Raw genomic sequence first — 20,458 nt, 5'->3', positions numbered from 1 at the left:
GCAAGATGGTCACCGTGTCAGCAGGCCGCCATCGCATGCGTTCGAAACTCCACCTAGCAGCCGCCGCCGCGATGGCGGCGGTGCTCGTCGTCACGACCGGCGCGTGGTTCGGCTATCGGGAGTTGATCCAGTCCAACTGCTCGGGTGAGATCCGACTCGCGGTGGCGGTCGCCTCCGAGCTCGCACCCGCGGTGGACGCCGCCGCGTCCCAGTGGGTCAAGGACGGCGCCGCGGTGGGTCCCACCTGCATCCGGGTCGACGTCTCCGCGTCCGACCCAGTCGACGTGGCGGCCGTGGTGGCGGCCAAGCACGGTGCGGTCCTCGCCGGTGTGGGGCAGGCCAGCGGCACCGCCGTCAGCCCGGACGTCTGGGTGCCGGACTCCTCGACCTGGCTGTTGCGGTTGAAGAAGGACGCGACCGCGTTCGCTCCGACCAACGGCGCGTCCATCGCGCGCAGCCCCATCGTCGTCGCGATGCCCGAGCCGATCGCCCTCCGGCTGGGCTGGCCGGACAAGAAGTTCAACTGGACCGACCTGCTCAAGCAGATGAACAACACCAGCACACCGCTGCACACCGGGATCGTCGAGCCGACCCGCGACGCGGCCGGCCTGTCCGGCCTGCTCTCGCTGACCGCCGCCGCCAACGGCGCGGGCGAGGACGCCCAACGCAGCACCGTCGGCGCGCTTCGCGCACTGGCCACCGGTCGATCCTCGCTGCGCAACGACCTGCTGGCCCGGTTCCCGACCTCGAACGACGCGACGACCATCGCGAGCGGTCTGGGCGCGGCGGCGTTGTCCGAAGAGGACGTGATCGCCTTCAACAGCAAGAAGCCACCGGTGCCGCTCGCCGCGCTCTACATGGAGCCGGCGCCGATGCCGCTGGACTACCCGTACGCGGTGCTGCCCGGCATCGAGCCGAGCAAGGCCTCGGCGGCCCGGGTGCTGTTCGAGCTGCTCACCAGCCCCTCCTTCCGTAACCGGCTCGCGGCGCAGTCGCTGCGCTCGCCGGACGGCAACTGGGGTGACGGCTTCAAGGCCCCGCAGGGTGCCCCGAGCCCGTCCGGCGGCGCGCCGACCGCGCCGGCGAACGGCGGCACCGCCGCGGGTGGTCTGGACCCGGCCGCGATCCAGCGGGTCGTCTCCAGCTGGTCGATCGCCACCCAGCCCGGCCGGATGCTTGCCGTCATCGACGTCTCCGGCTCGATGAAGGACCCGGTGCCGTCCGCCAACAACCGGAGCCGGGAGGAGGTCACCGTCGACGCGGCCCGTCGCGGACTCGGCCTCTTCGACGACTCCTGGTCGATCGGCCTGTGGACCTTCTCCACCAAGCTGGTCGGCAACCGGGACTACCGGGAGTTGGTCGGCATCGGCCCGCTCTCCGGCCAACGTGCCCAGTTGGAGGGCGCGCTCGGCGGCATCAAACCCTCCGACGGCGACACCGGCCTCTACGACACCATGTTGGCCGCGTACCAGGCGGTGCAGGAAAACTGGCAACCCGGCCGGGTCAACTCGATCGTGCTGTTCACCGACGGCAAGAACGACGACGACAACGGCCTCAACCAGCAGCAGTTGCTCGCCAAGCTCAAGCAGGTCGCCGATCCGGACCGGCCGGTCCAGGTCATCATGATCGGCATCGGCGAGGGCGTCAGCAAGGCCGAGCTCGAGTCGATCACCAAGGTGACCGGTGGCGACGTCTTCGTCACCAAGGATCCGAGTGAGATCGGCAGCATCTTCCTCAGCGCCATCGCGCGTCGTCCGCCGGCACCGCGGTGAGCTGACGCACCGAGGTCGAAGGCCTGCCTACCGGATCCCCGGTAGGCAGGCCTTTTTTGGCTTCCAGGTTGAAGAAAAGTGACGGCAATACGTCCGAAGCAATCGGTAGTCATAGTTATCGAGGCAGGATGTCGACTGTTCCGGCATGGTCGGTCCGCCTCCGGTCCGACCCATTGGCCGGGGCCATCCTGAGCAGAGTGGGAGGGCCGGTGACCGCGGCGACACTGTTGACCCCCGCCACGTCGGCGGAGCCGAACGACAATCGCGCCGGGCTGGTGGCGCGCGCCGACGAGCGGTCCTACGTCCGGGTCATGGTGGTCCTGGACACCACCGTGCTCATCGTCGCGCTGTTCATCGGTTACGTCACCCGATTCGGTGACGGCCGGCCGACCGGCTCCGAGGTCCCGTACGTACTGGTGGCCCCGGGGTTGGTGCTGGCCTGGCTGATCTCGCTCAAGGCGCTTGGCTGCTACGACGACCGGGTGATCGGCTACGGGGCGGACGAGTACCGGCGGGTCAGCTCCGCGAGCCTGCGCCTGGCCGGCGCGATAGCCATCATCGGCTACATCACCGATCTGGGCGTGTCGCGGGGCTTCCTCGGCATCTCCTTCGGGGTGGGCACCGTCGGGCTGGAGGTGGCGCGGTTCGCCGCCCGTAAGCGCCTGCACCGCGCCCGCTCGATGGGTGCCGGCTGGTCTCGCCGGGTGCTGGTGGTCGGCGACACCGCCCACGTGTTGGAGTTGGTGCACACGCTGCGTCGCGAGCCGTACGCCGGCTACCAGGTGGTCGGCGCGTGCATTCCGGACGCGCTGCTCGCGCCGGTGGCACAGCGACTGGGCGACGTACCGGTGGTGGGGTCGTTCCGAGGCATCCCGGAGGCCGCCACGGCCATCGGCGCGGACACGGTCGCGGTCACCGCCTCCGGAGAGCTGACCGCGACCCGGCTGCGCCGCCTCGGCTGGCAGTTGGAGGGCACCGGCATCGACCTGGTCGTGGCGCCCGCGCTGACCGACGTCGCCGGCCCGCGGATCCACACCCGCCCGGTTGCCGGCCTGCCGCTGATCCACGTCGAGGCACCGGAGTTTCGCGGTGCGCGCAAGTTGGTGAAGGGCCTCGTCGACCGCTCGGCCTCGTCGCTGGCGTTGGCGCTGCTGATGCCGCTGATCGCGGTCATCGCCCTGGCCATCAAACTGGACAGCCGGGGCCCGGTGCTCTTCCGGCAGGTCCGCGTCGGTCGGGGCGGGCAGGAGTTCGGCGTGTTCAAGTTCCGCACCATGGTGGTGAACGCCGACACGCTGCTCGCCGAGCTGACCGCGCGCAACGAGACCGACGGCCTGATGTTCAAGATGCGCCAGGACCCCCGGGTCACCCGCGTGGGCCGGTTGCTGCGCAAGTGGTCGCTGGACGAGCTGCCGCAACTGGTGAACGTGTTGTTGGGTCAGATGAGCATGGTCGGCCCCCGGCCACCGCTGCCCTCGGAGGTGGCCCGCTACGACGGCGACGTGGCCCGGCGGCTGCTGGTCAAGCCCGGCATGACCGGGCTGTGGCAGGTCAGCGGTCGCTCCGACCTGAGCTGGGAGGACGGCATCCGGCTCGATCTCTACTACGTGGAGAACTGGTCCCTCGCCGCCGACCTCACCATCCTCTGGAAGACCTTCGGTGCGGTCCTGAACGGCCGCGGAGCGTACTGACGACCGCCGGTCACGGTTGCGGGCCGGTCCAGTCCAGGCAGACGACCACCGCGTCGTCGACCAGGTCACCGGCCACGAAGGCGCGCAGGTCACCGATCAGGGACCGGACGGCTTCCAGTGGCTCCATCGGCCCGGTCCGCCGCAGGAACCGGTCCAGTGCCGTCTCGCCGTAGCGCACGTGCTGCCCGGTGGCCTCCACCACCCCGTCGCTGACCACGAAGAGCCGGTCGCCGCGTTCCAGCGGGAACTTCTGCTCGTGGTAGTCGGTCTCCTCGAACATGCCGAGGGGGAACTGCGCCTCCAGGGGCTGCTCGGTGACCTCCCCGTCGCGCAGCAGGACCAGCCGGGGTGATCCGGCGTCGACCACCGTCATCATCCCGGACCGCAGGTCCAGCTCCATCAGCAACGCGGAGAGGTGCTGCTCGCCCCGGTACAGGTCGTAGAGGGCCCGGTCGGCGAGGGCGGCCTGGTCGGCCAGGCTCAGCCCGGCCCGACGCGCGTTGCGCAGCGCGTGGGTGGCCAGCGAGGTGAGCAGGGAGGCGGCGACACCCTCACCGGTGCCGTTGATCGTGGACAACCAGAGTCGTTCCCCGTCGTCGGACCAGTCGAAGCTGTCGCCGCGCACCGCGTACGCCGGCTCCAACTGCCCGGCCAGGCTGAACGAGGGACGGATCCGGCTGCGGCCGGGAAGCAAATCCCACTGCATCTCGGCGGCCAGGGTGAGGCGCTGGGTCCGCCGCGCCGCCTGGTAGACGTCGGTGCCGGCGGAGACCGCCGCCACCTCGTGGGCGAGTGCGGTGGCGATGTCGGCCAGCTCGACGAGGACCTTCCGGTCGTCCGGGACGGGCGCCAGGCACAGTACCCCGCGACGCTCGCCACGCATCGTCACCGGGAACCAGGCGGTGCCGTCGGTCAGTATCGGCGACTGGTGGTCGAAGGCACGCCAGGCGGGATGCCCGGGATTCGTGATCGGGTCACCCTCGGTGAGTGGCAGTAGCTCCGCGAGTCGGTAGTCGACCTGGTACAGCTCGACGTCGGTGATTCCGTACGACCGGGCGAGCACCTCCCCGACACCGCCGACGAGCCGGTCCGCCGGTGTCTCATTCAGGGCACGTCGTGCCTGACTGACCGGTTCGCTCATCGTCACTCCCTCGCTGAAAGCTCGACCACCAGTGGGTTCGGAGTACTCTCGGGCCACCATGGCTGAACTGCACCGTCCGACGGACCCCGAGACGAGTATGGCTGCCGCGCTGGACGTGGCGGCCGCAGCCCTGCTCGGCATCTGGGAATCCGCCCGGGAGGGGACCGCCGGCCGGGTGTCCGGCGCCCAGCTACGCGCGGTGATGGTGGTGGAGCAGCACGACGGGATCAACCTGCGCCGGTTGGCCACCCGGCTCGACATGCTGCTCAGCTCCGCCAGCCGCCTCTGCGACCGGCTGGTCGCCGCCGGCATGCTGGAGCGTGAGCCGGGCCGCTTCGACCGGCGGGAGATCTCGCTGCACCTCACTCCGGAGGGCCGTCGGCTCCTCGCCGAACTGCGGGCCGACCGTCAGGCGCAGCTCGCCGCCGTACTGGCCGGGATGAGCCCCGCGGGCCGCGACGCGCTGCTCGACGGCATGCGGGAGTTCGACAACGTCGCTCGCCAGCAGCAGCCGCAGATCACCGATTCGCCGGGTGACCCGACGGATCCGGGGGACTGGCCGCACGACCCGGACCGGCCCGCTGGGCGCTCGGGAGACGTGTCGATCGACCAGGACCGGCAGACCCGCACGGTCTGGGCGGACCCGTCGGGTGACCCGGAACGGTCGATCGGCGGCAACCGGGACCGGTCGGCCGGCGGACCGCCGGTGGCGCGGACCGCCTGATCACCTCGATTCCACCGGCCTCCGGGAGGGCCGTCGATCACTGCGGCGTCGGGGCACCCACGGCCAGCATCGCGATGTCGTCGTGGGACTCCCCGGCCAGCCAGTCGTCGACCGCCTGCCGCACCCGTTCGACGAGCGCCGCCGGCGTCCGCCCGGCCGCCGAGGCGAGCGCCGCGCGCAGCCGGGCCACACCGAACGTCGTCAGGTCACCCGGCCCGCGCGCCGAGGTCACCCCATCGGTGTACGCGAACAGCAGGTCACCCGGGTCGAGGTGCACCCGGGTCTCGGCGAATCGTGCGGCGGTCAGCGCGCCGACCGGCATCCCGCCGACCGGGACCGTGCTGACCCTGCCGGCGGCGGTGACCAGCAGTGGCGCCGGGTGGCCCCCGCCGGCGATCCGGATGTCCAGCCCGGCGGACCCGCGCTCGATCGAGCCGAGCAGCAGGGTGGTCAACTGGTTGCGCCGCGCCGCGTCCGGGGCGTCGGACAACGCCCGGTCGAGTAGCTGGATCAGCTCCAGTGGTCGCTGCTCGACAAGCCGCAGCGTCCGCAACGACTGGCGGACCCGGCCGGTCAACACGGCCGCGCCCACTCCCTTGCCGCACACGTCGCCGAGGGCGAAGAGGGCACCGCGTGAGTGGGGGAACACCTCGTAGAAGTCGCCACCGATGCGCAGGGTGTCCCCGGCGGCCCGGTATCCGCCGGCCATGGTCACACCGGTAACGGTGGGCAGCTCGGGCGGGAGCAGGCTTGTTTGCAGCACCTGGGCCAGGTGGATCTGCTCGCCATGAAGGTCGGCGCTGGTCAGTGCGGCGCCGGCCCGGGCGGCGAACTCGCGGGCCAGTTCGCGGTCACGCTCGTCGAAACCGGCCCGCCCAACTCGGCGGATCAGCAGCAGGGCGCCGGCCGATCCGTCGCCGCTGGTCAGCGGGCTGACCAGCACGGCGCCCGGGCGGCCGAATCCGGGCGGAAGCATGGTGGCCAGGTCGGCGAACTCGGCGTCCGGCTCGGCCCTCGGCTCGGCGAACTCGGCGTCCAGCCCTGGCCTCGGCTCGGCGAACTCGCCGCTCAGCGCCTCGGCGAGGCCGGGCACGCTGCCGGTCCGGGTCGCGGGGGTCAGCCCGGTGACCGGGGTCGGCTCCCCGTCGGCGTACCGGACCCAACGGGCGTGCGGCTCGGTCGGGGTGGCCGGTCGCGGCAGGGCCACGGCGACGTCGGCCAGGTACGGCACGGCGAGGGTGGTGGTGGCCAGGAGCACCTGGTCCCGGTGCAGGGCGAGCCCGAGCCGACCGCCGGCCTGGGCGAGGAAGGCGGTGCGGGCGCGCTCGGCCTCCAGCGCGGCGGCGTGGGCGTGCTCCTCGGTGACGTCGCGGACGTACCAGGCGTACCGGGAGTCGGCCAGCTGCCGCCGGGTGCCCTGTAGTCGCCGGCCGTGGTGCTCGGTGTCGAACTGGGCGGCGTCCTCGGCGAACGCTCGGGCCAGGGCGGCCACCGGGCAGCCGGCCAGGTCGCTGCCGACGGTGATCTCCGGGAGCAGGTGTGTGGCCCTGGCGTTGGCCAGGGTGACCCGACCGGTCCCGTCCGTGGTCAGCACGGCCTCGGCGAGCCCGTCGAGCAGCTCGCGGGCGCGTCTCGCGTCCGCTGGCAGGGTGCTGCCGCTGGGTTGCCGGGTCGAGGTCACCGTCCGACGCCACCGCGCGTCTGACGACCTGTGCGCATCCTGCTTCTCGCCTCCTCGCCGCGGATCGCTGGCTGGGGAAAGGCTACCGAGCCAGACGGGCACCCGACCACCGAGCGCGGGGCGTCGATCAGCCGGAGCGGCCCAGCCAGCCGGCGGGCTGGGCGACGATCCGGCGGGCCACCGAGCCGGCGGCGCCCACGGCGGCGGCCTCCGCGCCGAGCCGCGACGGCCGGACCGTGACCGGCGACCAGGCGGCCGTGAGCACCCGACTGGCGATCTCGGCGAGCACCGGCGGGCACAGCCAGGGTGCCAGCGCCGCGTACCCGCCACCGAGCACCACGGTGTCCAGGTCGAGCAGGTTGACGACACCGGCCACCGCGACACCGAGCGCCGTCCCGGCGTCGTGCAGCGCCCGCAGCGCGTCCGGGTCACCGGCCTCGGCCAGCTCGGCCAGCCGCGCTGTCGCGGTGTCGGCGGGGAGTTCCGTCCGGGCCAGCCCGGCGGCGGTCACAATCGCCTCCTGGCCGGCGTACTGCTCCAGGCAGCCCTGTCCGCCGCAGCGGCACGGACGGCCCTCGGGGTGCACCGGGAGATGCCCGATCTCACCGCTCCAGCCGCGGACGCCCCGGAACAGGGCGCCGTCGAGCACGATGCCGGCGCCGATGCCCACCTCTCCGGAGATGTGCAGGAAGCTGGCCGGGCCGGGTGGCCGGGAGTGCAGCTCGCCGAGCGCGGCGAGGTTGGCCTCGTTGTCGACGACCAGCGCCGGGACGCCGGGCACCTGCTCGACAAGCGGCGGGTGCGCGGCGAGCAGCGCGGGTACCGGCACGTCGCGCCAGCCCAGGTTCGGTGCGAGCCGGACCAGCCCGTCGTCGTCCACCAGGCCGGGCACCGCGAGTGCGGCCCCGACCAGGGTGAGGCCCTCGCTGGCGGCGACGTCGCGGGCCGTCCCGGCGATCTCGACAAGCTGGGCGAGGGCGTCCGCGGGGGCCACCGGGCGCAGGTCGGCCCGGTGCACGGTGCGGTGCCGGACCTGTCCGGCGAGGTCCACCACGCAGACCGCCAGGTAGTCGACGTTGACCTCCAGGCCGAGCCCCGCCGGCCCCTGGTCGGCCAGGACGAGACCGCGGGCCGGGCGGCCGGCGCCGGCGCGGGGGGCCGGCTCGGACTCGCTGACCAACTGCCCGGCGAGCAGGTCCTCGACCACCGCGGACACCGTGGCTCGGGTCAGGCCGGTCGCGGTCGCCAGGTCGGCGCGGGACGGCGGTCGGTCGGCCGCGGCGATCCGGCCCAGGACCAGGGCGAGGTTGAGCTCGCGCAGACTGCCCTGACGGACTGCGCCGGCCGGGGCGTGGGTGAGGCTCACCCCTTGACAGTGCCATAGGCTGAGCAAATAATTCAATCGCTGAACAAATAGCGGACAACACCACCCCGGAGGTCGCTCATGGCACCCCGTCCCACCCCCGCCGACAAGTTCTCCTTCGGGCTCTGGACCGTGGGCTGGCAGGCCCGCGACCCGTTCGGTGACGCGACCCGTCCCGAGCTCGACGCGGTCGAGGCGGTGCACCGGCTCGCCGAGCTGGGCGCGTACGGCATCACCTTCCACGACGACGACCTGATCCCGTTCGGCGTCGACGCCGCCACCCGGGACCAGCACATCGCCCGGTTCCGCAAGGCCCTCGACGAGACCGGCCTCGTGGTGCCCATGGTCACCACCAACCTCTTCACCCACCCGATCTTCAAGGACGGCGGCTTCACCAGCAACGACCGCGACGTCCGCCGGTACGCGCTGCGCAAGGTGCTGCGTCAGGTCGACCTGGCCGCCGAGCTGGGTGCCAGCACGTTCGTCATGTGGGGCGGCCGCGAGGGCTCCGAGTACGACCTCGCCAAGGACGTCCGCGCCGCCCTGGACCGCTACCGCGAGGCGGTGGACCTGCTCACCCAGTACTCCATCGACAAGGGCTACAACCTGCGGTTCGCCCTGGAGCCCAAACCCAACGAGCCGCGCGGCGACATCCTGCTGCCGACCATCGGGCACGCGCTCGGTTTCATCTCCCAGCTGGCCCACCCGGAGCTGGTCGGCCTCAACCCCGAGGTCGGCCACGAGCAGATGGCCGGGCTCAACTACGCCCACGGCATCGCCCAGGCGCTCTGGCAGGGCAAGCTGTTCCACCTGGACCTCAACGGCCAGCGCGGCATCAAGTACGACCAGGACCTGGTCTTCGGCCACGGTGACCTGATGAACGCGTTCGCCCTGGTGGACCTCCTGGAGAACGGCGGCCCCAACGGCGGGCCGGCCTACGACGGGCCGCGCCACTTCGACTACAAGCCCTCCCGCACCGAGGACATGGACGGTGTCTGGGCCTCGGCGGCGGCCAACATGAGCACCTACCTGCTGCTCAAGGAGCGGGCCGCGGCGTTCCGCGCCGACCCCGAGGTGGTCGAGGCGCTCGCCGCCAGCAAGGTCGGCGACCTGAACACGCCGACGCTCAACGACGGCGAGGGCTACGAGGAGTTCCTGGCCGACCGGTCCGCGTTCGAGGATGTCGACGTCGACGCGGTCGCCGAGCGGGGCTTCGCCTTCGTCCGGCTGAACCAGCTCGCCGTCGAGCACCTGCTCGGCGCTCGCTGAGGCCCCGCCATGCCGTTGGTCGCAGGCGTCGACTCGTCCACCCAGTCCTGCAAGGTGGTCATCCGGGACGCGGAGACCGGGGCTCTGCTCCGGCAGGGCCGCGCACCGCACCCGGACGGCACCGAGGTCGACCCGGAAGCCTGGTGGCAGGCGCTGCGTAGCGCCGTCGACCAGGCCGGCGGGTTGGCCGACGTGGCGGCGATCTCCGTCGCCGGCCAGCAGCACGGCATGGTGTGTCTCGACGAGGACGGCCGGGTGGTCCGCCCGGCACTGTTGTGGAACGACACCCGATCCGCCGACGCCGCCGCCGACCTCGTCGAGGAGGCCGGCGGCGGCGCGGCCGGGCGTCGGTTCTGGGCCGAAGCCGCCGGCAGTGTCCCGGTGGCCAGCTTCACCATCACCAAACTGCGGTGGCTGGCCACCCACGAGCCGGAGGCGGCGGCCCGCGTGGCGGCCGTCTGCCTGCCGCACGACTGGCTGACGTGGCGGCTGGCCGGCGCCCCGGGGTTGGGCGCGCTGCGCACCGACCGCGGTGACGCCAGCGGCACCGGCTACTGGTCGTCGGCGACCGGCGACTACCGACCGGACCTGTTGGAACGGGGCTTCGGCCGGCAGTTGGTGCTGCCCGAGGTGCTCGGCCCGGCGGAGTCGGCCGGCAAGCTGGCCGACGAGCTGGGTGGGTCGGGCGGCGCGCTGCTCGGCGCGGGCACCGGGGACAACGCCGCCGCCGCGTTCGGCGTCGGTGCCGGCCCCGGTGACGTGGTCGTCTCGATCGGCACCTCCGGCACCGTGTTCAGCGTCGCCGACGTGCCGGCCGCCGACGAGAGCGGCGCCGTCGCCGGCTTCGCCGACGCGTCCGGTCGGTTCCTGCCGCTGGTCTGCACGCTCAACGCGGCCCGGGTGCTGGACGCCGCCGCCGCGATGCTCGGCGTCAGCCTGGACGAGCTGGCCGATCTGGCACTCTCCGCGCCGGCCGGCGCGGACGGGCTGGTCATGGTGCCCTACCTGGAGGGCGAGCGGACGCCGAACCGACCGCTCGCCACCGGCGCCGTGCACGGGCTGACCCTGCGCACGTCGACCCCCGCGCACCTGGCGCGGGCTGCCGTCGAGGGCATGCTCTGCGCGCTCGCCGACGGCCTGGACGCGTTGACCGCGCAGGGCGCCACCGTCCGCCGGGTCATCCTGGTCGGCGGCGGAGCCCGGTCAGCCGCGGTCCGTCGGATCGCCCCGCAGGTCTTCGGCTGCCCGGTCGTCGTCCCGCCGGCCGGGGAGTACGTCGCCGACGGCGCCGCCCGCCAGGCCGCCTGGGTCGCCCTGGGCGGCCCGACGCCACCGCAGTGGGCGGTCGAGGGCACCGAGGAGTACGCGGCCGAGCCGGTCCCCGCCGTGCGGGACCAGTACGCGGCGGCTCGCGGACTGGTCCTCGACCGGCGCTGACCGTCCGGATCGACGAGGTGGGTGCCGGGTCACGTCGACCGGCACCCACCCGCGTGACGGCTCCCTCCGCGGAGTCTGGTTGGCTGCCGGCATGACGGTGACCAGTGGCGGACCCGAGCGGGGACGGGCGCAGCCCGGCTCACGCCCGCCCGGTCGGGGCGGCGGTACGGCCCACCGGTTGTACAGCGTCGTGGTGTTCGTGCTGCTCGCCTCCCTGGACAACGTCGCGATCGGGCTGATACCGCCGCTCTACGGCCCGATCTCCGACGCGTTCGGCGTGTCGGGGCGGCTACTGGGCCTGGTCACCGCGGTCAGCTTCCTGGTCAGCGCGGTGGCCGCGGTCGGCTGGGCGTACGTCGGTGACCGGGCCAACCGCAAGCGGCTGCTGATGGTGGGCACGCTGCTCTGGGCGGCCGGCACCGGCGGCAGCGCGCTCGCCGGCGGGTACCTGACCTTCCTGGCCGCGCAGCTGGTCGCGGCCGTCGGCCTCGGCGCGGTCGGCTCGGTCGGCTTCTCCGTGGTCACCGACCTGATCTCACCGTCCCGGCGAGGGCTGGTGATGAGCTTCTGGGGCCTCTCCCAGGGGATCGGCACCCTCGCGGGCACGCTCGTCGGCGGCCTGCTCGGGGCAACCGACTGGCGACGACCCTTCCTGATCCTGACCGGCGTCGGCCTGGTCGCCACTTTGGCCTACCTCTTCACGTACGACGTCCGGCGCGGCCAGAGCGAGCCGGAGCTGGCCGACCGGCTGGACGCCGGCGCCGAGTACGACTACCGGATCAGTCGCGCCGACCTGCCGCGCATCCTGGCCCGACGGACCAACCGGTGGCTGATCCTCCAGGGGCTGACGGCGCAGGCCGCGTTCGGCTCGCTGGTCTGGCTGCCGGTGCTCTTCGCCGAACGGGCCGAGGCCCAGGGCTACTCGACGTCGACAGCCGTGGTGGTGGGCAGCGTCTTCGCCACGCTGTTCCAGCTCGGCGGGGTGTTCTCCATCGTGGGTGGCCTGATCGGCGACGCGGTGCAGCGGCGTACCCCTCGGGGTCGGGCGTTGGTCGCCGCGGTCGGCATCCTCGCCGCGCTGCCGTTCTACCTGGTGCTGTTCTTCGTCCCGGTGACCATCGACGTGCCGGACGGCGCCAGCGGCGGCGCGGTCGTGGGCGCGGTACTGACCAGTGTGTTCACCGAGCCGTCGGTCGGGCTGAGCCTGCTCACCGCGATCGTGGCGCTCGCGTTGACCTCGGCCAACTCACCGAACTGGTTCGCGTTGATCGCCGACGTCAACCCGCCGGAGCACCGGGGCACGGTCTACAGCCTGGGCAACCTGGTCAACGGGGTCGGTCGCGCGGCCGGTAACGGGTTGGTCGGGGTGGCCTTCCAGGGGCTGCGGGTGGCCTTCCCGCCGCCGTTGAACTTCGCCGTCGGGCTGGCCGCGTTCCAGCTCTTCTTCATCCCCACCGGCGTCATGTACTGGCTCGCCTCGCGGACGTCGCCAGCGGACATCGACAACGTCCACGACCTGCTACACACCCGCGCCAACCGCCTCTAACCCACCCCACCCCACCCCGCCCCGCCCCCACCCCGCCCCGCCCCCGCCCCGTCGATCATGGAGTTGTGGTGGGTGACAAATGACCTGTGAGGCACCGAAGCAGGCACCACAACTCCATGATCGACGGGCCGACCGCCCCGGCCGCGCGATCTTGCGCTTACTGTCTCGGCAAAGGCGGGCATTGAACCCATATCGGCGACCGAAACTGCAGATCGGCGGCGCGGCGGCGTGGGGGCACGTTCGGTGTGCGGTTCCGAGGGCCCAGGCGTCCCCGCACGTCCCGCGGTACTCAAGATCGCGCTACTTCTTAGTTCTAGTTGCCTTCCGGCGGGCCGAGGCCACTGCATCCTGGACGTAGTGCGATCTTGAGGGTGCTGGGCGCGGGCGGGCGGGCGCGGCGTGGGCGGGCGCGGCGTGGGCGGGCGGCGCGGCCGTGAATCGTTTACGACATCAGCTCCACCGCGCGGCGATCCAGCCTGACCGGCCCGCCCGCGAGCACCGCTCGGCGGGACGGGCCGGTCGTCGCGAGATCAGCCGCGCAGCCAGACCGTCACGTCGGTCGGCACCGCGTTGTCGTCGTCCAGGGGTGCGCTGGCGGCGAGCACCTCGGCACCGGCCGGCACCGGCACCGATGCCGCACCGAAGTTGGTCAGCACGGTCAGCTCACCGTTGCGGAAGGTCAGCGCCTCGTCGCCGGAGGACACCCACTCCAGGGTGCCGCGACCCAGCCCGTGCTCGCGGCGCAGCCGCAGCGCCGTGCGGTACAGCTCGTACGTCGAGCCGGGCACGTCGCGCTGGCGGTCCAGCGCGTACTCCGCCCAGAGCGGCGGCTGCGGCAGCCAGCTCGCGTCGGTGGGGCCGAAGCCGTACGACGGGGCGTCGGCCTCCCACGGGATCGGCACCCGGCAACCGTCCCGGCCGCGCTGGGTGTGCCCACTGCGCGCCCAGGTCGGGTCCTGCCGGGCCTCGTCGGGCAGCGTGGTGTGCTCGGGCAGCCCCAGTTCCTCGCCCTGGTACAGGTACGCCGAGCCGGGCAGGGCGAGCATCAGCAGGGTGGCCGCCCGTGCCCGGCGCAGGCCGAGCGCGGCGTCCGGCTGCGGGTCGCCGATGCCGATGCCGTTGGGCCGTACGGTGCCGATCGGCAGGCCGAGTCGGGAGGCGTGCCGCACCACGTCGTGGTTGGACAGCACCCAGGTGGTCGGCGCGCCGACCGAGTCGGTCGCCTCCAGTGAGCGGGTGATCACCGCGTACTGGGCGGGTGCGGTCCACGCGGCGAGCAGGTACTCGAAGTTGAACGCCTGGTGCATCTCGTCCGGGCGGACGTAGCGGGCCAGCCGCTCGGCCGGCTCCACCCACGCCTCGGCGACCAGCACCCGCTCACCGGGGTAGCTGTCCAGAACCTGGCGCCACTGCCGGTAGATCTCGTGTACGCCCTCCTGGTCCCACATCGGCGGGCGCGGCTTGTCGATCTCGTTGCCGGAGAGGATCTCCTGGGGCTCCTGCCAGTCGGCCAGGTCGGCCTGCTTGATCAGGCCGTGCGCCACGTCCACCCGGAAGCCGTCCACGCCGCGGTCCAGCCAGAACCGCAGCACGTCCAGGAACTCCGCGTGCACCTCCGGGTTGTCCCAGTTGAGGTCCGGCTGGCCCGTGTCGAACAGGTGCAGGTACCACTGGCCGGGCTGTCCGTCGGCGTCCACCGTCCGGGTCCAGGCCGGGCCACCGAAGACGCTCTGCCAGTCGTTCGGCGGCTGGTCACCGGCCGGTCCGCGGCCGTCCCGGAAGATGTACCGGGATCGTTCCGGGCTGCCGGGCGCGGCGGGCAGCGCCTCCTGGAACCAGCGGTGCGCGGACGAGGTGTGGTTGGGAACCAGGTCGACGATCACCCGCAGGCTGCGGGACCGGGCCTCGGCGATCAGCTTGTCGGCGTCGGCGAGGGTGCCGAACAGCGGGTCGATGTCGCGGTAGTCGGCCACGTCGTAGCCGGCGTCGGCCTGCGGCGACGGGTAGAAGGGGGAGAGCCACACCGCGTCCACGCCCAGCTCGACGAGGTGATCGAGGCGGGCGGTGATGCCGGGCAGGTCGCCGATCCCGTCGCCGTCCGAGTCGGCGAAGGAGCGGGGGTAGATCTGGTAGATGGTCGCCTCGGTCCACCAGCCGGTGACCGGGTGACCGGAGGAGTTCTGCTGCGTCGGATCGGTGTTCAGGGTCTTCTCCCGTGTCGCGGTGTGTGGATTTCAGTGTGCCCGGGGTGGTGCGGTCGAGTCCCGGACGACCAACCGAGTGGGCAGGATCACCGGTGTGTCGCGGCCGGCGTTCCGTTGACTCACGATGGCGCCCGGAGGGCGCGCCCCGAGCGGGTCGAGCAGCATTCGGGCGGCGAGTCGTCCCTGTTCGGCGGCGGGCTGGGCGATGGTGCTGAGTCCCAGCACACCGGCCAGGTCGTGATCGTCGATGCCGATCACGCTGACGTCCTGCGGCACCCGCAGTCCGGCGTCGCGTACCGCGGTCATCGCGCCCATCGCCATCTCGTCGCAGGCGGCGACGATCGCGGTCGGCGGTTCGCCACTGGCCAGCAACTCGGCGGTGGCCCGGTTGCCGCCGTCGATGGTGAAGGTGGACTCGACGTCCAGGCTCGGGTCGGGCCGCAGGCCGGCGGAGCGCAGCTCCGCCCGGTAGCCACGGCGTCGGTCGAGGTGGGTGGTGAAGGCCAACTCGTCGTCCGGGTCGCCGGAGATGTGCGCGATCCGGTGATGGCCGAGGTCGATCAGGTGCCGGGTCGCGGCCCGCGCGGCCGCGACGTCGTCGATCCGTACGCAGGGCCAGTTGGGCACCCGGCTGCCCGAACTGATGGTGACCCCGGGCAGTTCCAGAGTGGCCAGCGCGGTCAGGTCGGCCGGCCGCAGTGGCGTGGCGACGAGCATCATGGCGTCCACCCGCTTGTGCAGGTTGGCCGTGCGCAGGACCCGCTGGCGGACCTGCTCCCGTCCACCCAGGTTGTAGAGCAGCAGGTCGTAACCGGACTGGTGGAGGTACTCCTCGACCGCCTCGACGACGGTGCTGAAGAACCAGCGGGTGATCCGGGGGACCACCACCGCGACCGTGCCGGTCCGGCCACCGGCGAGCCGGGACGCGCTCGGTGAGACCGCGTAGTCGAGTTGCTCGGCGGCGGCGAGCACCCGGTGCCGGGTGGCGGCGGAGACCGTCGGTAGCCCCCGCAGGGCCCGCGAGACGGTGGCCGTGGACACACCGGCCAGCCGGGCCACATCATCGATCCTCGTCACGGTTCCCCCGCTCGGTGCCCGATGCGCCCGCCGCCGCCCGAGGGGTCCGGCGGCGGCGGGCGCATCGGGTCAGCCCTTGACGCTGCCGGCGAGCAGACCTCGCACGAAGAAGCGCTGCAGGGACAGGAAGACAATGAGCGGTACGACGATGGAGACGAACGCGCCGGCGGTGAGCCGCTGCCACTCGTTGCCCCGGGTCCCGGCCATCTCGGCGAGGCGGACGGTGAGCGGGGCGGTCTCGTTGCCGCCACCAGCGAAGATCAGCGCGACCAGCAGGTCGTTCCAGACCCAGAGGAACTGGAAGATGCCGAACGCCGCCAGCGCCGGGGTGATCAACGGCAGCACGATGCTGCGGAAGATCTTCGGGTGGGTGGCCCCGTCGACCCGGGCCGCCTCCATCAGGTCTCCGGGCAGCTGCGAGATGAAGTTGTGCAGCAGGAAGACGGCGAACGGGAGCGCGAAGCAGGTGTGGGCGAACCACACCTGGGCGAACTTCTGTTCGTCGACCAGGTCCCAGGCCGGCATCAGGGTGACGCCACCGAGGGTGACGCCGGTGGAGAAGAACTTCAGCAGTGGCACCAGGGCCATCTGCAACGGCACGATCTGCAACGCGAAGATCGCGATGTAGACCCAGTCCCGGCCGCGGAAGTTGATCCAGGCCAGCGCGTACGCGGCCAGGCACGCGAAGGCGAGGGGGAAGAGCACCGACGGGATGGTGATCGCCAGCGAGTTGATGAAGGAACCGGCGAGCTGTCCGGAGGACGACGACCGCCCGAACAGGACCTGCTGGTAGTTCTCGAACGTGAACTGCGGGTTGGTGAAGGCCGTCCACCAGCCGGTGGTCTTGATCTCGTCCTCCGGTCGGAGGGAGGAGACGAGCAGGCCGAAGGTCGGGATGGTCCAGACCACCGCGATGATGACCGAGACGAGGGTCGCGGTGCGGCTGTTCAACCGCTTGCGGACCCGTCCGGCGGCGGTGGTCGGGGTGCCGTCGGTCTGCTGGGCGCCGGCGGCGACGGTGGGCGTTGCGGTGGTCATCTCAGCCCTCCCGCTGCTGACGGAGGTTGCGGATCTGGTAGATCACGACCGGGATGACCAGGATGAAGAGGAAGACGGCGAGCGCCGAGCCCTGCCCGTTCTGGCCGTACCGGAACGCCTGGTTGTACATCTCGCTGGCGATCACGCTGGTGTCGTAGTTGCCGTTCGTCGAGGTCCGGACGATGTCGAAGACCTTGAGCGTGGCGATCGTGAGCGTGACGACCACGACGATCAGCGCCGGCCGGATGCTCGGCATGGTGATCTGCCAGAACATCTGCCAGGGGCTGACGCCGTCGAGCCGGGCGGCTTCCACGATGTCGCCGGGGATGGCCTTGATCGCGGCGGAGAGCACCACCATGGCGAAACCGGCCTGGATCCAGACCATGATGACGATCAGCAGCAGCGTGTTCAGTGGTGATTCCAGCAGCCACTGCTTCGGCTCACCGCCGAGGCTGACCACGATCTGGTTGAGCAGACCGATCTGGTCGCCGTCACCCCGGTAGGCGTAGACGAACTTCCAGATGATGCTGGCGCCGACGAAGGAGATGGCCATCGGCAGGAAGATCAGTGACTTGGCCACCGCCTCGAACCGGGCCTTGTCTACGAGTACGGCGTAGAGCAGGCCGAACCCGGTCGCCACCAACGGGACCAGGAGCACCCAGACCAGGGTGTTGATCAGGACTCGGACGATCGAGTCGTCGGAGAACATCCAGCCGTAGTTGCGCAGACCCACCCAGTTGGTGCTGCTTCCGTCCATCAGGGAGAGCAGCGTGGTGCGAATGGCCGGCACGACCAGGCCGATGACGAGCAGCAGCAGCGTCGGCAGCAGGAAGAAGAACGCGAAGAGCCCCTCCCGCTGCTTGCGTCGGCGAGGCAGCGGACCCCCGCCCACGGAGGCGGCGACGAGCTGGGCCTCCCGCCGACGGGCGAACCAGGCCGGCACCACGTCGAGCAGCAGGAGCAGACCACCAACGACCACCACGAAGGCGACCAGCCCGTACATCAGCATGAGGAACTTCGGCTGCTGATCGGCGAAGTCGAACTTCATCAACCCTCCCTTCCGGGTCCACCTCGGCCGGTGGCCCGGCCCGCGAGCGCGGACCGGGCCACCGCCGGGATCACTTAGGCCAGCTGCTCTCGATGCCCTGGAGCACCGGGGCGGTCGGCTTGCCGTTCAGCCACTCGACCATGCCCTTCCAGAACGTTCCCGCGCCGACGGCGGCCGGCATCAGGTCGGATCCGTCGAAGCGGAAGGTGCCCGTCTTGTCCTGGAGGATCTGGACGGAGAGCTTGTCGATCGGGCTGGCCACGTTGGCGATGTCCAGCTTGTTGTTCGCCGTGACCCAGTTGCCGAGCTTCGCGCGGCTGTTCACGTACTCGGCGGAGACCAGGTAGGTCTGCACCGCCTGGACCTCGGGACGGTCGGCGTAGCCGACGACGAACTCGCCCGCGCCCAGCACCGGCTTGCCCTTGGCCGGGTCGATGGCCGGGAGGTAGAAGGCGAACGCGTCGCCGTCCTCGGCCACCTTGGTGCCCTCGGGGAACTGGTTGGCGTAGAACGACGCCTGTCGGTGCATCGCGCACTTGCCGGTGGTCACCGGCAGGCCCGCCTCCTGGAAGGCGGTGGTGGTGATGCTCTTGACGCCGCCGAAGCCGCCGTTCATGTACTTGTCGTTCTTGAGGATGCTGCCGGCGCGGTCGACCGCGTCGACGACCTTCGGGTCGTTGAACGGGATGGCGTGGGTGGTCCACTGGTCGTAGACCTCGGGGCCGCCCGTCCGCAGCAGCACGTCCTCGATCCAGTCGGTGGCCGGCCAGCCGGTGGCGTCACCGGACTCGACGCCCGCGCACCACGGCTTCATGCCGCTGGCGGCGATCTTGTCGCTCAGGGTGATGAGCTGGTCCCAGGTGGTCGGGACCTCCCAGCCCTTCTCCTTGAACGTCTTCGGCGAGTACCAGACGAAGGACTTCACGTTGGCGCCGAGCGGCACGCCGTAGAGCGTCCCGTTGACGGTGCCGTACTTCAGCCAGTCGGCCGGCATGTTCTGCTCGGCGAGGGCCTTGGTGTCGGCGCTCAGGTTCTTCAGCTTGCCGGCGTCCGCGAAGCGCTTCACCAGGCCCGGCTGGGGCACGAAGGCGATGTCGGGGGCGTTGCCGCCGTCGACCCGGACGGGAAGCTGCGCCTCGAACTCGCCGCTGCCCTCGTAGTCGATCTCGATGCCGGTGCACTTGGTGAAGTCCGACCACGAGCGCTCCAGCAGGTCGGCCTCGGCGTCACGGATGGACGCGTAGATCGAGACCTTCTTGCCGTCGTGGCCCTCGTACTTGTCGTATGCGGCGCACTCCGCGGAGCCCGCGTTGTTGCTCTTCTTGTCGTCGCCGGTACCGCAGGCGGTGGCGCTGAGCGCCAGCCCGAGTACGCCGGCGATCACGAAGGCCTGGCGTGGTCTGGTAAAGACCGCCATGCCGTCCTCCTTCCTAGCCGGCGCGGTCGTGCTGGTGACCCGTCGCCGGTCCGATTGGGCGTGCACACATGTAAGCGCTTGCATTCGCTCCGGTCCACCCCCTGTCAGACACGAGCGAGTAACAATCCGGAAACCTGCGGGCTGCCTGGTGGGCGCGCTGCCATCCCGAATCCTGGACTCTTTCGAAGATTGACGATATCTGTCAGGCTGGGCGCACCGGATCGAAGGTTTTCGACATAGGAGGAGCTGCATGCGCAAGCGGTGGATGAGCCTGCTGGTGACGGGTCTGCTCGTCGGGGGAACACTGGTGCCGGCGAGCCCGGCGCTGGCCGCGCCGACCTTCAAGGTGCCTTTCCCGTGCGGCCAGTCCTGGTCCGGCCAGACCAGGTCGGATCACAGCCCGGCGTACGCCGTCGACTTCAACCGCACCGACGACGTCGGCGACCCGGTGGTGGCCAGCGCCCCGGGCACCGTCGACCGGGTGACCGACCTCGGCGGCACCAGCTACGGCAAATATGTCCGGATCAACCACGGTGGCGGTTACAGCACCTACTACGCCCACCTGACCGGCTTCAACGTCTCCGTCGGGCAGACCGTCGCCTACGGCAAGGTGCTCGGTTGGGTCGGCAGCACCGGCGGCTCGACCGGCCCCCACCTGCACTACGAGCAGCGCCTCAACGGCAGCGACATCCAGGTCCGCTTCAACGGCGGCCTCGGCCTCTACTGGGGCACCAAGACCTACACCAGCGACAACGGGTGCTCCTCGGGCAGTGGCAACGGCACGGTCGACACCAGCGGCACCCCGCTGACCGTCCGCTCCGGCCCGGGCACCGGGTACGCCTCGGTGGGCACCGTCGCCGACGGCGCCCGGGTGACCATCGCCTGCCAGACCAGCGGCACGACGGTCACCGGCACGTACGGCACCAGCTCGATCTGGGACCGCATCGGCTCCGGTAGGTACATCGCCGACGCGTACGTCTACACCGGCTCGGACGGTTACATCCCCGGCGTGCCCCGCTGCTGACCCGGGAACGGCCACGGTCCCGGCGG

Annotated in this window: 15 protein-coding genes; 7 read left to right on the top strand and 8 right to left on the bottom strand. The window is 71.5% G+C overall.

What is annotated here, in order from left to right; genetic code table 11:
* Positions 1–14 precede the first annotated feature (14 nt).
* Entirely contained in the window at positions 15–1,772 is a 1,758-nt protein-coding gene (locus AB0O48_RS00745; RefSeq protein WP_357246219.1) for a substrate-binding domain-containing protein, read from the top strand.
* Positions 1,773–1,996: 224 nt separating this feature from the next.
* Positions 1,997–3,463, top strand: a complete 1,467-nt coding sequence (locus tag AB0O48_RS00740; protein ID WP_357247132.1) for a sugar transferase — start codon at positions 1,997–1,999, stop codon at positions 3,461–3,463.
* Positions 3,464–3,473: 10 nt separating this feature from the next.
* Here AB0O48_RS00740 and AB0O48_RS00735 read toward each other — a convergent pair whose 3' ends face one another.
* Complete coding sequence (locus AB0O48_RS00735; RefSeq protein WP_357246216.1) at positions 3,474–4,604, bottom strand: PP2C family protein-serine/threonine phosphatase; 1,131 nt, start codon at positions 4,602–4,604, stop codon at positions 3,474–3,476.
* 58 nt (positions 4,605–4,662) lie between these two features.
* Here AB0O48_RS00735 and AB0O48_RS00730 point away from each other — a divergent pair, with 58 nt between their 5' ends.
* On the top strand, positions 4,663–5,328 hold the full coding sequence (locus tag AB0O48_RS00730; protein ID WP_357246213.1) for a MarR family transcriptional regulator: 666 nt from the start codon (positions 4,663–4,665) through the stop codon (positions 5,326–5,328).
* 37 nt (positions 5,329–5,365) lie between these two features.
* Here the strand turns inward: AB0O48_RS00730 and AB0O48_RS00725 are convergent, their stop codons facing one another.
* Entirely contained in the window at positions 5,366–7,009 is a 1,644-nt protein-coding gene (locus AB0O48_RS00725; RefSeq protein WP_357571779.1) for a SpoIIE family protein phosphatase, read from the bottom strand.
* A 127-nt stretch (positions 7,010–7,136) separates the two neighbouring features.
* Positions 7,137–8,375: an ROK family transcriptional regulator gene (locus tag AB0O48_RS00720; protein ID WP_357571778.1), complete on the bottom strand. Its 1,239-nt coding sequence runs from the start codon at positions 8,373–8,375 to the stop codon at positions 7,137–7,139.
* A gap of 78 nt (positions 8,376–8,453) precedes the next feature.
* Between AB0O48_RS00720 and xylA the strand changes: the two genes are divergently transcribed.
* The 3 genes from xylA (at position 8,454) to AB0O48_RS00705 (ending at position 12,624) form a co-directional block, all read left to right on the top strand.
* Positions 8,454–9,641 carry a xylose isomerase gene (gene xylA / locus AB0O48_RS00715; RefSeq protein WP_357246204.1) on the top strand — a complete coding sequence of 396 codons (1,188 nt, stop codon included), beginning with the start codon at positions 8,454–8,456 and terminating at the stop codon, positions 9,639–9,641.
* Positions 9,642–9,650: 9 nt separating this feature from the next.
* Positions 9,651–11,078: a xylulokinase gene (gene xylB / locus AB0O48_RS00710; protein ID WP_365062252.1), complete on the top strand. Its 1,428-nt coding sequence runs from the start codon at positions 9,651–9,653 to the stop codon at positions 11,076–11,078.
* Positions 11,079–11,169: 91 nt separating this feature from the next.
* The gene (locus AB0O48_RS00705; protein WP_365062251.1) at positions 11,170–12,624 is read left to right on the top strand and encodes an MFS transporter; all 1,455 of its coding nucleotides are present in this window, start codon (positions 11,170–11,172) and stop codon (positions 12,622–12,624) included.
* 530 nt (positions 12,625–13,154) lie between these two features.
* On the opposite strand, the gene AB0O48_RS00700 is transcribed toward AB0O48_RS00705, so the two are convergent.
* The 5 genes from AB0O48_RS00700 to AB0O48_RS00680 all read right to left on the bottom strand — a co-directional run bounded on the left by AB0O48_RS00700 (position 13,155) and on the right by AB0O48_RS00680 (position 19,408).
* Positions 13,155–14,828, bottom strand: coding sequence for a glycoside hydrolase family 13 protein (locus AB0O48_RS00700; protein WP_357254788.1), 1,674 nt, complete (start codon positions 14,826–14,828; stop codon positions 13,155–13,157).
* A gap of 30 nt (positions 14,829–14,858) precedes the next feature.
* Positions 14,859–15,905: a LacI family DNA-binding transcriptional regulator gene (locus AB0O48_RS00695; RefSeq protein WP_357254763.1), complete on the bottom strand. Its 1,047-nt coding sequence runs from the start codon at positions 15,903–15,905 to the stop codon at positions 14,859–14,861.
* A 69-nt stretch (positions 15,906–15,974) separates the two neighbouring features.
* Entirely contained in the window at positions 15,975–16,943 is a 969-nt protein-coding gene (locus tag AB0O48_RS00690; protein ID WP_357254761.1) for a carbohydrate ABC transporter permease, read from the bottom strand.
* Position 16,944: 1 nt separating this feature from the next.
* Positions 16,945–17,991, bottom strand: a complete 1,047-nt coding sequence (locus tag AB0O48_RS00685) for a sugar ABC transporter permease (RefSeq protein ID WP_357254759.1) — start codon at positions 17,989–17,991, stop codon at positions 16,945–16,947.
* Positions 17,992–18,061: 70 nt separating this feature from the next.
* On the bottom strand, positions 18,062–19,408 hold the full coding sequence (locus tag AB0O48_RS00680; protein WP_357254757.1) for an ABC transporter substrate-binding protein: 1,347 nt from the start codon (positions 19,406–19,408) through the stop codon (positions 18,062–18,064).
* 250 nt (positions 19,409–19,658) lie between these two features.
* On the opposite strand from AB0O48_RS00680, the gene AB0O48_RS00675 reads away from it, so the two are divergent.
* Positions 19,659–20,432 (top strand): peptidoglycan DD-metalloendopeptidase family protein, encoded by a 774-nt coding sequence (locus tag AB0O48_RS00675; protein ID WP_357254755.1) that lies wholly within the window; start codon positions 19,659–19,661, stop codon positions 20,430–20,432.
* The last annotated feature ends 26 nt before the right edge of the window (positions 20,433–20,458 follow it).

The sequence above is a fragment of the Micromonospora sp. NPDC085948 genome (genome assembly GCF_040686315.1).
Lineage (GTDB): Bacteria > Actinomycetota > Actinomycetes > Mycobacteriales > Micromonosporaceae > Micromonospora.
The sequence above is the reverse complement of the archived record's forward strand: the minus strand, read 5'-3'. Positions and strand labels throughout refer to the sequence as shown.